Origin of the sequence: Lactococcus protaetiae (assembly GCF_006965445.1) — a bacterium.
GTDB lineage: Bacteria > Bacillota > Bacilli > Lactobacillales > Streptococcaceae > Lactococcus > Lactococcus protaetiae.
Genome location: NZ_CP041356.1, coordinates 2,394,700 through 2,409,106, shown reverse-complemented (window position 1 = coordinate 2,409,106; position 14,407 = coordinate 2,394,700). Strand labels below are relative to the sequence as shown.

8 protein-coding genes and 1 pseudogene are annotated in these 14,407 nt (G+C 38.6%); 7 read left to right on the top strand and 2 right to left on the bottom strand.

The window, feature by feature from the left end:
- Window positions 1-1,359 (bottom strand): carbohydrate ABC transporter permease, encoded by a 1,359-nt coding sequence (locus FLP15_RS11435; RefSeq protein ID WP_142767216.1) that lies wholly within the window; start codon window positions 1,357-1,359, stop codon window positions 1-3.
- Between the two features lie 77 nt (window positions 1,360-1,436).
- Entirely contained in the window at window positions 1,437-2,666 is a 1,230-nt protein-coding gene (locus FLP15_RS11430) for an extracellular solute-binding protein (protein ID WP_142767215.1), read from the bottom strand.
- Between the two features lie 390 nt (window positions 2,667-3,056).
- Here FLP15_RS11430 and FLP15_RS11425 point away from each other — a divergent pair.
- The 7 genes and pseudogenes from FLP15_RS11425 (at window position 3,057) to FLP15_RS11395 (ending at window position 13,679) form a co-directional block, all read left to right on the top strand.
- Window positions 3,057-4,810 (top strand): annotated as a pseudogene (locus FLP15_RS11425) (glycoside hydrolase family 13 protein).
- Window positions 4,811-4,917: 107 nt separating this feature from the next.
- Window positions 4,918-6,513 (top strand): glycoside hydrolase family 13 protein, encoded by a 1,596-nt coding sequence (locus FLP15_RS11420; RefSeq protein ID WP_142767214.1) that lies wholly within the window; start codon window positions 4,918-4,920, stop codon window positions 6,511-6,513.
- Window positions 6,514-6,550: 37 nt separating this feature from the next.
- On the top strand, window positions 6,551-6,814 hold the full coding sequence (locus tag FLP15_RS11415) for a DUF1294 domain-containing protein (protein ID WP_142767213.1): 264 nt from the start codon (window positions 6,551-6,553) through the stop codon (window positions 6,812-6,814).
- Window positions 6,815-7,094: 280 nt separating this feature from the next.
- A complete protein-coding gene (locus tag FLP15_RS11410; RefSeq protein ID WP_142767212.1) occupies window positions 7,095-7,703 on the top strand; it encodes a sugar O-acetyltransferase in 609 nt (202 codons plus the stop codon).
- On the top strand, window positions 7,693-9,270 hold the full coding sequence (locus FLP15_RS11405; protein WP_142767211.1) for an alpha-amylase family glycosyl hydrolase: 1,578 nt from the start codon (window positions 7,693-7,695) through the stop codon (window positions 9,268-9,270). Before FLP15_RS11410 ends, FLP15_RS11405 begins: the two co-directional genes overlap by 11 nt.
- Window positions 9,271-9,308: 38 nt before the next feature.
- Window positions 9,309-10,928 (top strand): alpha-glucosidase, encoded by a 1,620-nt coding sequence (locus tag FLP15_RS11400; RefSeq protein ID WP_142767210.1) that lies wholly within the window; start codon window positions 9,309-9,311, stop codon window positions 10,926-10,928.
- 489 nt (window positions 10,929-11,417) lie between these two features.
- A complete protein-coding gene (locus FLP15_RS11395) occupies window positions 11,418-13,679 on the top strand; it encodes a glycoside hydrolase family 65 protein (RefSeq protein ID WP_142767209.1) in 2,262 nt (753 codons plus the stop codon).
- Window positions 13,680-14,407: the final 728 nt, after the last annotated feature.

Here is a 14,407-nt window from a genome sequence, read left to right as displayed (position 1 = left end):
TTATCCCTCCTTAAATGCATTGGTTCTACGATACAATGCTAATGAAGCCGTTGCGGTAATAACAAATATGATAATACCAATTGCAGATGCGACTGCGTAGTTTCTCGTAGATTGGGTTGTCAATTTATAAAGCCAAGTAATAAGCAAGTCAGTCGTTCCGGCTTGAGCATTAGCTAGAGTGTTACTTGTATTTGGACCACCACCTGTAAGGAGATAAATAACATTAAAGTTGTTAAAATTACCAATGAATTGTTGAATCAATGTTGGTGTCAAGACAAAAAGAATTTGCGGGAATGTAATTGAACGGAAAACTTGGAAAGAGTTAGCTCCGTCAATACGCGCAGCTTCAATTTGATCTTGAGAAAGATTTTGAATAATGGCAGTTGAAACTAACATTGTAACTGGAATACCAATCCACATATTGACTCCGATGACTGAAATTTTTGCCAATGTTGGGTCGGATAAAAACTGAATAGGTCCTGCTATCCAATGCGCATTTTCTAATGCAGTATTGATAGGCCCATGATCATCTAGGAACATTGCCATCAGTAAAAGAGAGACAAACTGAGGTACGGCGAAGACAACGACAAAAATTGTTCTCCAGAATCCTTTAAATTTAATGCCTTTAGATTCGATGAGTAGAGCGAGCAACACACCTCCAAGGAAAGTTGTCACTGTTGAAGCGATTGCCCAAATAATTGTCCAAGCTAGTATAGGTAAGAAAGCTTGTCCAAAATCTCCTTGGAAAATCTGAATGAAAGCAGAAAAACCAGTCCATGAAAAGCCTATGAGGTGTTGACTATCATAATTTGTGAAAGCCAGTGTAATCATGAAAATCAAAGGTGCGACTGTAAAAGCGAGAATCCCGAGCAATGGCAAAGCCATCAAGGTAATATAAAGACGGTCATCCAAAAGTGAAGATAAATCTTCTAATGTAGTAGGAATATGTTCACCATCGCGGTTCAGAGCGTATAAATGGCGTAAAGAGCGGAGGTGTACGATGTATAGGAAGATGAGTAAAGCAACGGCTACTATGGCGAAAACACCAAAAAGCAAATAAAGAATGGAATTATCAGGTAAAATGGTATTGTATACACCTTGTGAGGCATCCCAAACGACTTTTTTTGTCTTGACTGTTCCTAACGTTCCGAGCATACTAATGGCGCTGAAACCAGAAAAGAATAGCCAACCGATGATAATAATCTCACTAGCGAGAAAAAGAATACCCTTAAGCCATTGTTTATTTTTAAGTTGAAAAAGTCCCATGATTATGAAGCTAAGTTTGGCAAAAATATCACCTTTAGACCACACTTCTCCATAAGTTGCTTCAGGAGGAAATTTATTTTTCTTTTTGAACATAAAATTTGTCCTTCTTTAAATAAGAAATAAAGAGATTAGGCTGTGCCCAACCTCTTTATAACAAGAGTCATTACTAATTATTTAGTTGCTTTAGAAATAGATTCTTGGAAAGTCTTAAGTTGTGTAGCAAATTGTGATGCTGGAGTCTTACCAAGGTATGTATTATTAATCAAAGGTGCAGCTAAATTCCAGAATGTGGCCATTTCAGGCATCTTAGGCATTAAAGTATCATTTGGTACTTGTTTGATAACGGCTTGTGCAGCAGGGTCATTAGTGATTGTTGAATCATCTTGTAAGCTCTTAGCAACAGGGATAGCATTATTGTCTTTATAGAGTTCTTTTTGAGAGTCTGCATTTGAAAGATATTCAGCAAGTTTTGAAGCAGCTATTTGATTTTTAGATGCAGAATTAACAGCAAGTGTACCTACACCAGAAAATGCTTGCATTTGTTTAGAGCCAGAACCAAAATCAATAGTAGGAAGTGTTGTTACACCATAATTATCGCCAAGAAGTTTTTTGATGTTTCCAGCATCCCAAGGACCATCAAGGACCGCAGCAGTTTTACCAGACTTCAAATCAGCAAGTAAAGCTTGACCAGAATTGACTACACCTGTATTTGCTTTTTGTTTTGCAAACCAAGTTAGAACTTGAACTCCTGCATCTCCAGATACATCAGTACCATCTAAAGTTTCACCATCTTTACCAAATAAAACAGTTCCATTTGAAAGGAAGGCAGGATACCAGTTGTATGAATTGGAGAAGTCTGTACCAATAGCAGTATCTTTTGTGAATTGACTCCAATCAGTTGGAGCACTTGAGAATTTTGATTTATTGTAGAAAATAATGTTAGATTGTTGGTCTTGAGGGTAAGCGTAGAATTTACCTTTCCAAGATACGGCATCAGCAGCTACTGAAATATCGTTTGATTTAACCCATTTTGTTGCATCAGGTGATAAAGGATTGATGTATCCGGCTTCAGCCATAGCACCAAGTTGGTCATTAGGAACTTTGAAGACGTCAGCAGCTTTAGATGGATCTTTACCAACGTCAGTTTTAGCGTTTGCTGAACCTGTTGGGGACTGAGTAACTTTTACTTTAACATCAGGGTATTTCTTTTCAAACCCATTTACTAAAGTTTTGTAACTGTCAACGTTTGCAGGATCAACCCACAAAGTAACATCTCCTTTTACTGCTGGAGATTTTGATGATGTTGATTTGCTACCGCTTGCAGAATTTCCGCAAGCTGCGAGTGTTGCTACTGCGAGCACTGATGCTCCTCCAAGAGCAACTTTTTTCCAAGATTTCATTTTGTGTTTCCTCCTAATGAAAACGGTTTTAATTTTTACACCTCTCATTTTACGCAAACGTTTGCTCTTTGTCAAGGAAAATAATATTACATTTTAGTTACGAGGTGTTTTTGGCTTAAAAACAGCGTTTCTGAGATATTTTCTGTTAGAAATAATCATGTAAAATAAAAGAAATTGCAAAATAATATGCAATCGGTTGCGCAGATGAAAGCGTTATGCTAAAATGTAATCAATGTGAGGATTTGTATTCTTCCAGATGTGGTGGACATGACACTAACGGAGAGTTGATTGTATGAGCATTGATTTTCCGCTGTCCCTAAAATTGTGCAGAAAAAATCTTGTGACAATGTTAGGGCAGTACAACCATCAAATAATTTGGAGGTTCTTTTTATGAACAAAGCAGCACTTTACCATCGCCCTGAATCAGAGTTTGCATACTTATATACGAAGGAATTGATGCATATTCGGCTTCGAGCTGATAAGGATGATATCGCAACTGTAGAATTGGTTTATGGTGACCCTTATATGTGGAAAGGAGTGGATAATCCAGATACGCAGTATTGGGAAAGTCATAGTATAGAAATGAAGAAGATTCTTTCTACTAATACTAGTGATTTCTTTGAAGCGGAGATTACTGTTCCTACTAAACGAGTGGATTATTTATTTGTAGTCACTGGTGTAGATGGTGAAAAAGTCATCTATACAGACCAAGGCTTATTGGATTATGATAAGACATTAGTAACTAAAAAATATGGTGCTTTTCGCCTTCCTTATTTCCATGAAACTGACCGTTTCCATGCACCTGAGTGGGTTAAACAAACGGTTTGGTATCAAATTTTTCCTGAACGTTTTGCTAATGGGGATAAATCAAATGATCCTGAAGAAACAAAGGAATGGAATCCAGCGGAAACACCTGAACGTCAGGATTTTTATGGGGCGATTTGCAAGGGGTGATTAATCATTTGGATCACTTAACAGAGCTTGGTGTGAATGGAATTTACTTTACTCCTGTTTTTCAGGCATTTTCAAATCATAAATATGATACTGAGGATTATTTGGATATCGACAAGCATTTTGGTGATAAAGAAATTTTCAAAAAACTTGTGGATGAGGCGCATAAGCGCGGAATTAAAGTAATGTTGGATGCAGTTTTTAATCATATTGGGGATACTTCTGCACAATGGCAAGATGTTTTGAAATATCAACAAGACTCAAAATTTGCTGATTGGTTCCATGTAAATCAATGGCCAGCGACATATACACCGACAGATGATTTTGAAAATGCTGAGAATACAACTTACGACACATTTGCTTTTACTCCGCATATGCCTAAGTTAAATACAGCAAATCCGGAAGTTGAAGCTTATTTGCTTAAAGTTGCAGATTATTGGATTCGTGAATTTGATATTGATGCTTGGCGTTTGGATGTTGCTGATGAGGTAGACCATACTTTCTGGAAGAAATTTAGAGCAACTTGTGATGCTGCGAAAAAAGATTTTTATATCTTAGGAGAAGTGTGGCATTCGGCTCAACCGTGGCTTGTAGGGGATGAATTCACAGCTGTGATGAATTATGCTTATACAGATGCCATTAAGGATGGATTTATCACGAAGAAGATTTCGCTTGAACAAATGGCTTCTAATATTAACACACAATTGACACTTTATAGAAAACAAGTGAATCAAATGATGTTTAATGTGTTAGACTCGCATGACACTCCTCGTATCTTGACCGTTGCAAAGAATAACAAAAATCTGATGAAACTTGTGGAGACTTTTACTTATTTACAGCCTGGTGTGCCATGTATCTACTATGGCGATGAGTACGCTGTTACTGGTGGTATGGACCCAGAGTGTCGGAAATGTATGCCGTGGGAAAAGGAATTTCAAGATGAAAATATGTTTGAATTTTTCAAAGGATTGGTTGCTTTTCGTCATGAATATCAAGAGATTTTAAGTGATTCTGATGTTGAGTGGAAAATTGTCGATAATGAAAATGGTATTGTTAAGTTTAAACGTGGAGACTTGAAAGCTGTTTTCAATATTGGGGAAAAACCAGCTTATTTTTCAGCTGAAAATATTGTATTCTCTAATTTGATAGATGGTAAGAATGTTTTACAATATGGTTTTGTGATTTATAAATAATTTATGATTCTGTCAGCAAGATATTTTGCTGACAGAAATTAATTTTTTACTGACAGAAAATTTTGAAAGCTGTCAGTGAGTAGTTTGACATTTTTAGGAGTTAACTTATGGAAAAAAATTGGTGGCAAAAGACAGTTGTTTATCAGATTTATCCGCGGTCATTTATGGATAGTAATAATGATGGTGTTGGCGATTTGCAAGGGATTATTTCAAAGCTTGATTATTTGAAAGAGTTAGGGATTGGTGCAATTTGGTTATCGCCTGTCTACCAATCACCGATGGATGATAATGGTTATGATATTTCAGATTATCAGGCGATTGCGGATGTCTTTGGAACAATGGAAGATATGGAGCAGTTGCTTGCTGAAGCGGAGCGACGTGGGATTAAGATTGTGATGGACTTGGTGGTCAATCACACTTCGGATGAACACGCTTGGTTTGTTGAAGCACGAAGTTCGCGTGATAATAAATATCGTGACTATTATATCTGGCGTGATGAGCCGAATGGTTTGAAATCAACTTTCTCAGGTTCGGCTTGGGAATTTGATGAGAAAACTGGTCAATATTTTTTGCATATTTTCAGTAAACGTCAACCTGACTTAAATTGGGAAAACGAAAAAGTTCACAGGGAAGTTTATGACATGATGAATTACTGGATTGACAAGGGAATTGGTGGCTTCCGTATGGATGTTATTGATTTGATTGGAAAAGAAATTGATCAAGAAATCACTGGAAATGGTCCAAAATTACATGAATATTTGCAAGAAATGAACCGAGCAACTTTTGGGGATAAAAATTTGCTTACAGTCGGCGAAACTTGGGGAGCAACACCAGAAATTGCAGAGCTTTACTCTAATCCTGAACGTGCGGAATTGTCAATGGTTTTTCAATTTGAACATATCACAAATACTTATCTGGATGAGGGAGAGAAATGGGACAAGAAGGAGTTTTCTGTACCGTTGCTGAAGGAAGTTTTTTCCAAATGGCAGGCGCTCGAAAAAGGCTGGAACTCACTTTTTTGGAACAACCATGATCTTCCTCGCATTGTGTCAAATTGGGGAAATGATAGAAAATATCGCGTGGAATCAGCGAAAGCTTTTGCTATTTTACTTCATATGATGAAAGGAACGCCTTATATTTATCAAGGAGAAGAACTCGGTATGACGAATTTTCCTTTTGAGTCGATTGAACAAATTAATGATGTTGAGTCGAGAAATATGCGTTTAGAGCGTCTTTCGCAAGGGCACTCAGAAGATGAGATTATGGATTCGATTCGTCGTGTGGGACGTGATAATGCCAGAACTCCAATGCAATGGTCTGTTGATGAAAATGCAGGATTTACAGAGGGAAATCCGTGGCTTTCTGTCAATCCAAATTATTTGGAAATTAATGCTGATCGTGCGCTCAAAGATGAAAAATCGGTTTTTTACACTTATAAAAAGTTAATCGAACTTCGCCGTCAGAATGACTGGGTCGTTTATGGTGATTTTGAGCTGTTGGATAGTGAGCGGGATGTTTTTGCTTATTTACGCAAGTATAAAGGGAAAAAATATTTGGTTGTAGTTAATTTATCTGATGAGCAAAATAGCTTTTTGACGGGATTTGTAAGCAAGGAGTTGCTGATTCACAATTATGAATTTATGCCTGAACTTTCTCGAATGAACTTGCTACCTTGGGAAGCTTTTGTCTGCGAAGTAGAATAATGCTGACAGAATTCTGTCAAAGGATAGGAGATAAAGGATGATTTTCCTTTGGATTTTACTAGCCTGGAACATCATAGTTTTTGGCTTTTATGCGGTGGACAAGTATAAAGCAGTACACCATTTGTGGCGTATTCCTGAGAAAGTTTTACTGACAGAGGCGGTCATTGGCGGAGGTCTTGGTGCAATTTTGGCAGGACAGATTTGCCATCATAAGACGCGAAAATGGTATTTTTGGTTGGCGTGGATTATTGGAGTAACTGTCGATATTCTTCTAATTTTAGTGATTATTAATCTAATGTGAAAATTTTTTCTGTCAGTACGCTGACAGAATGCTCATCAAAGCTGAGCATTCTTTTATCTGCCGATTTAATACTTTCTTTGGGCGTATTGAAGTGATTACTTCATCAGTGGGAGATTCTTTCTCTCCCACTGATGTTAGTAGAACGAAAGCAAAGCTTAGTGCTGCTTATCCCTCCACCTAAAAAGGTGGGGATTTAGCAGGCACTTGCTTGGTTAAACTGACAGAATTTTGCAGTAACTATCAGCGACAAAATTAGGAGAAAGAGGATGTGAGGTGAAAAATGACTTCTGAATACGAACGTATGATTTCAGGCGAGCTTTACGATGCAGGCAAGATTGAACCAGAATACCGTCCAAGGAAATCACGTGCTTTGGCGCAAAAAATCAATCAAATGAGTTTACTGGAAAGAGATAGAATCGTTGCGCTTGAAAAAGAATTATTTGGACAAACTGGTGAAGAAATTTATGTCAATCCGCCGCTTTATGTTGATTATGGCTTTAACACAAAGATTGGTGAGCGTTTTTATGCCAATATGGACTGTATCTTTCTTGATGTAGCACCGATTACGATTGGTGATGATGTCATGTTTGGACCTCGTGTGCAGTTGATTACACCCAGTCATCCGATTGATGCTGGGGTTCGTGTGCGTGGGTTAGAGTTAGGAGAGGCGATTACGATTTGCCATCGGGTTTGGCTCGGTGCTGGTGTGATTGTCAATCCTGGGGTTACGATTGGCGAAAATACGATTGTTGGCTCTGGAAGTGTTGTGACAAAGGATTTGCCTGCAAATGTGATTGCAGTAGGAAATCCTGCGCGTGTCTTACGCGAAATTTCGGAAACAGACCGTCTTTATTGGGAAAATGAAGAGAGAAAGTATCATGAAAAGTAAAATCATTGTTTTGTCAGCGAGTATTCTTGCTCTGTCAGTACTGACAGCTTGCCAAAAGACAAATTCGCAAGCGAGTAGTACTGACAAAAAAGCTGTCAGTACAAAAGTGAGTCCAAATTTATACCGCAATTTTTATGAAATTTTTACAGGTTCTTTTGCGGATTCAAATGCTGATGGGCAAGGAGATTTGAATGGTGTCACTCAGCATTTAGATTATTTGAACACTGGAAATCCCCAATCAACAACGGATTTAAAAGTTCAGGGCTTGTGGATGACACCTATTTTTGCAAGTCCTAGTTATCACGGTTATGATGTGACAAATTATGAAGAAATCAATCCAAAATTGGGAACAATGGCAGATTTTGAAAATTTGATTGCACAGGCGAAAAAACGTGGAATTGCAGTCATCTTGGATATGCCATTTAATCACACAGCGACAAACAATGTGTGGTTTGAAAAGGCGCTTGCTGGCGATAAAAAATATGTAAATTATTACAATTGGTCAGATAGGGCAAAACAAGGCTATAACTTGGCAAGTAATGGAAAGTACTATGAGTCAGAGTTTGACAAATCTATGCCAGACCTGAATTTATCCAATCCAGAGGTTAAAAAAGAAATCGCAAAAATCACAAAATTTTGGCTGGACAAAGGGGTTTCGGGCTTTCGTTTAGATGGTATGGCTTATTATTATGGCACATCTGTGGATAAAAACACGGTTAAATTTTCGAGTTGGTTGATGAAGACAATTCATTCTCAAGATAAAAAGGCTTATGTTGTAGGCGAGGATTATGCAAGTGCAGATGATATTACATCACTTTATGCTTCGAAGATTAATTCGCTGTTTGCTTTTCCCAATGCTTTAAATAATAATAACAGTCCATTGGTGAATGCTTTGATGTATGGTGAAGGTTCAACTTTTGCAGAGGGGGAAACGGCTTGGGATGACGAGATTCATAAAGCAAATCCGATGGCAATTGATGCACCGTTTTTGACCAATCATGATATGGATCGAGCGATTAATTTCACAAATACGCTACCTGAATCTAAAATGGCAGCATCAAGCTATTTGCTCATGCCAGGCAATCCATTTATTTACTATGGAGAGGAGCTAGGAATGAGTGGCTCAGGAGTTGACCAAAATAAACGTTTGCCAATGCCTTGGACTGCTAATGGCAAAGATTCGCCAAAAGCAAGTGTTTCTGTGCCTGGAAGTGATATGACAGCTACGACACTTGGTGGTTCAGTTGCGCAACAAGAAGCCAATCCAGATTCTTTGCTTAATTGGTATAAGAAAATTTTACGATTAAAGGAAAAATATCCAGAAATTGCTGCTGACAGAATCAAATCAGTTTCTGTCAGTAATGATAGCTTATCTGTCATTAATTACGGGCAAGACTTAACGATTGTCAATAATTTTTCGGCTACTGACGCCGTTACTGTGAAATTACCTAAAGCAGTCATTGGAAACAAGCTTTCTGATGGACTTTACATCAAAGGTGGAGTAGCAAAACTCACAGATGACAAGTTGACAATTCCGGCATACAGCACGGTAATTTTGACGAAGTAAAAGGAAAATTCTGTCAGTGCTGACAGAGATTAGGTTTAATGAAAAAGAATAAAAATTGGTTTCATTCTGCCGTTGGCTATCAGATTTATCCGAAATCTTTTAAGGATTCAAATGGTGATGGCATCGGCGATATTCAAGGAATTATTGAAAAATTAACTTATCTGAAAAAGTTGGGGGTTGATTTTATTTGGCTCAATCCAATTTACAAAAGTCCACAATTTGATGGTGGATACGATATTGCAGATTATTATGCGATTGATGAGATGTTTGGAAGTCTTGATGATTTCAAAATTTTGCTTACAAAAGCTCATGAAGTTGGTATAAAAGTAATCATGGACTTGGTTGTCAATCATACTTCTGATCAACATCCGTGGTTTTTAGAGAGCAAGAAGTCGAAAGATAATCCTTATCGCGACTATTATTTATGGCAAGACGCGATAGATGAGAAGATGCCAAATGACTGGATTTCGTTTTTTGGTGGTTCAGCGTGGACTTATGATGAAGCGACCAGACAGGCTTATTTTCATGTTTTTGCAAAAGAGCAACCAGATTTAAACTGGAAAAATCCTAAAGTACGAGAAGAAGTTTATCGTATGATTCGCTGGTGGTTAGAGCTTGGGATTGACGGCTTTAGATTAGATGCTATTTCTCATATTCAAAAAGAACCGTGGGATTTTAAAATTAAATCATGGAAAGGCGATGGTCCGTGGCAGCCGTTCATGAATGTTGCGGGCATTGAGCAATACATGGATGATTTGAAGAAAATTTTTGATGAGTATGGTGCTCTTACGGTTGGTGAAGCTTCAGGAGTTCGCTCACATCAGGCTTCAAGCTGGACAAATGATTCAGGTTACATCAACATGATTTTTGAGCTTGAACATAACACGCGCAAATCAAATGGTGATGGTACAGGTTCAATTTATGCTTACAAGAAAGTGATTATGCGTTGGCAGGAGGACTTACAAGCAGAGGGTTGGAATGCGCTCTATCTTGAAAATCATGACCAGCCTAGAAGTATTGACACTTTTGGTGATGGCTCACTTGCATCAGCAAAAGCACTTGCGGTCAGTTATATGTTGTTGCGGGGGACCCCTTTCATTTATCAAGGTCAAGAATTTGGCATGACCAATTTTCCATTTACTGACAGTAGTCAGTTGCGTGCAGAGGAAGTTAAAAATCATTATCAAGCGTTACTGACAGAAAATCTGTCAGCAGATGATGCACTAAAAAAAGTGACTGCGGGAAGTCGTGAACACGCACGTACCCCTTTGCAATGGTCGCTTGATGAAAATGCAGGTTTTACGACAGGTCAGCCGTGGATGGAGATTAATCCAAATTTTAAAACAGTAAATTCAGAAAGTCTGTCAGTGCTGACGGAACTGTATCAAAGACTGATTCATCTGCGGCACGATGAGAAAGCAATTTCTGATGGAGCCGTTCGTTTCCATTTTGCTAGACACTTGCAGGCATTTGTCTATGAACGTGATGAATTTTTGATTATGGTCAATTTAGGAACGAAAAAAGCACATCTGAATTTTGATAAAACTTCTGTCAGTACTGACAGAAATTACCAGCATATCTTGGGAAGTGCTGACAGACAATTTCAAACCAAAATGCTACTAGAAGCATGGGAATATCATGTTTATCAAAAGATTTAACTTAGCAAGTGCGTGCTATCTCCGCCCTTTGGGCTACGCTATCCATCCTCGCTACGCTGCTAAAGCACCTAGTCGGAGTGGCAATTCCCCACCAATGAAGTAATCACTTCAGTTGAATTCGGAGCGCTAAAAGCTAGGCGAGATAAATTGGAGAACCGTGCTTTCGCATGAACCATCCAATTTCCTAAATCGCTACGCTTTTGAACGAGCGCTCCTCACATCTTAATCAACTGAGTTCATCCTCCTTGAAAGGTGTGAAAAAAGATAAATCTGTGAACCTGTCTGCGACAGAACCTCCAGCTTTCCTATCTCCGTAGTGCAACTACTACGCTGTCCATTGGCTTGCCATTTGGCGTTGCTGCTTTAGTAGCTTACAGCCAATGGTCATGCGAAGCTATACTGCTTTCGCGTAAAGAGCCAAGTGGCATTTTTCAACCTTTCAAAACAGTCGGACTCACATCTTATAGAAAAGGAAAAATAAAAGTAAAAATGAAACAAATCAAGAGAATTATGGGAATTGATCCTTGGAAAATTACGGCCCATCAAATCGAAAAAGAAGACCGAAGATTGCAAGAATCCCTGACTTCCATCGGAAATGGCTACATGGGAATGCGTGGAAATTTTAGCGAAACTTTCAGTGGTGACCATCATCAAGGAACTTATATCGCAGGTGTCTGGTTTCCAGATAAAACTCGTGTGGGTTGGTGGAAAAATGGTTACCCAGAATATTTTGGGAAGGCAATCAACGCTCTGAATTTTTCCAAAGTTCGTCTGTTTATAGATAAAAAAGAAGTTGATTTAGCAACAAGTCCAGTAACAGATTTTGATTTAGCATTGGACATGGAAAAGGGAATATTGAGCTATGGTTATTCTTTTTCTGGTGTGCGCGTGACAGTTGAGCGCTTTTTCTCAATTGCAACGCGAGAACTCGCAGTTTTCCATTTTAACTTTGAAAATATTGATGGGCAAATGCACAGTGTGCGGGTAGAGTCATTTATAGATGCTGATGTTCGTAATGAAGATGCCAACTATGATGAAAAATTCTGGAATACCTATGAATCAGGTAATACAGAACACGGTTCTTATCTCATTAGTCAAACCATTCCAAATCCTTTTGGTGTAGAACAATTTACGGTCCTTGCCCATCAAGATTTCAAAGGAAGTTTACAACTGACCGCTCAAAAATCTGCTGACGACAACGTGAGTGATACTTACGAAGAAATCTTGCCAGCAGGCCAAACATTAACTTTTGAAAAACGTGTTTTGGTGCTGACAAGTCGTGATTATGACAATCTGTCAGCACTGACAGACACTTCTGTAGCTTTGATAGAGTCTTTGTCAGCAATTAGCTATGAAGAACTTCGTACAGCACAGATAGAAGCATGGTCAAAACGTTGGGAAATCGCTGACGTACAGATTCAAGGCTCTGACGAAGCACAACAAGGAATACGTTTCAACCTTTTTCAACTTTTCAGCACTTATTATGGTGAAGACGCACGCTTGAACATTGGACCTAAAGGATTTACAGGCGAAAAATACGGCGGAGCGACTTATTGGGACACAGAAGCTTATGCAGTACCACTCTATCTCGCATTGGCTGATGAAAAAGTCACAAAAAATCTGTTGAAATATAGACATATACAGCTTCCACAAGCCAGACATAATGCACGTCAACAAGGTTTAGCTGGAGCGCTCTATCCAATGGTTACATTCACAGGAGTTGAATGTCACAATGAATGGGAAATCACCTTTGAAGAAATTCATCGTAATGGCGCGATGGCTTATGCAATTTATAATTATACCAATTACACGGGTGATGAAACCTATCTTGCTCATGAAGGTCTGGAAGTTCTAGTTGAAATTGCAAGATTTTGGGCGGACCGCGTGCATTATTCAGAACGAAATGATAAATACATGATTCATGGCGTCACAGGACCTAACGAATACGAAAACAATATCAACAACAATTGGTATACCAATAAGTTAGCCGCATGGGTTCTCACCTACACCAGTGAAAATCTAGCAAAATTTCCTCGTCCTGATCTAAAAGTTTCAGAAAAAGAACTTGAAAAATGGTCAGAAATCGTGGAAAAAATGTACTATCCAGAGGATGAAAAATTAGGTATTTTTGTCCAACATGATGGTTATCTTGACAAGGACTTAACACCAGTAGCGCAGCTTGATCCATCAAACTTGCCGCTTAATCAAAACTGGTCTTGGGACAGAGTATTGCGCAGTCCGTACATCAAGCAAGCAGATGTATTGCAAGGGATTTATTTCTTTGGAGACAAGTTTAGCTTGGAAGAAAAACGCCGTAACTTTGAATTTTATGAACCACTCACTGTTCATGAAAGTTCGTTATCTCCATCTATTCACTCGATTCTTGCTGCCGAGCTTGGAATGGAAGCTAAAGCAGTAGAGATGTATGAACGTACAGCACGTTTAGACCTTGATAACTACAATAACGATACAGCAGATGGACTTCACATCACTTCAATGACAGGCTCATGGTTAGCCATTGTTCATGGTTTTGCTCAAATGAAAACATGGGAAGGTCAGCTAAGTTTTGCTCCATTTTTACCAGAAGCTTGGACGGCTTACAATTTCCATATCAATTATCGTGGACGTTTATTAAAAATCTCTGTTTCCGACACAATCGAAATCGAACTCCTTAAAGGTCAGCCAATAGAACTTGAAGTTTACAATGAAAAAATTCTTTTAGAAACAAACTATAAAACAAATATAAAATAAAAAATTGTAATCAAAGGTTGACAAATTGAAAAACTTTTAGCAAAATGGAACAAGATTATAAAAAGATAAGTTTTTTATCGAAGTAAGTGCGTGCTATCTCCGCCTTTGCGACTTTAGTCGGTTAGTGAAATCGACAACGGAGCAAAGCGAAGATAGAGCGAATGGACAACGAAGCTTCGCTACGGTGTAACCTCATATTGAAAATGTGAGGTTATACCCTAAATTCAGCGGGGAGTCGCCCTTTTATCAGTCGAATCGCCTTTTGCTCTTACCATTTCGTCTTGCCAGCTTTGCTGGATTGCGATTTGAACTTCCGACTTTAGTCGGTTAGTGAAATCGACAGCGGAGCGCAGCGAAGATGCCAGCTTTAGCAGCTAGCTTCGCATGACCATAGGACATTTGTCCGTTTGCTTAGGGCTAAAAGCCCAAGAACAAAAGGCATTGGCTGTAAGGCACTAAAGTGCCGATGAACATTTGTCCTCTATTCTAGGTCACTAAAGTGACAAGAATAGAGGCAACGCCAAATGGCAATCAAACGGACAGCGTAGCGCAGCGAAGATAGCGACTAGGGAAAAAGGACAAATGTTTTACGAGCCTCCCACTGAATAAGTCTTGACTTCATAATAAGCCCAAGGGTTATGAGTAAAACGAGAGCATTGTCGCTTTTTATAGAAAAAAAATAAAGAAAGGAGTGCTGGATTTATCCAGTCTGGGCATTGCTCAGAAGA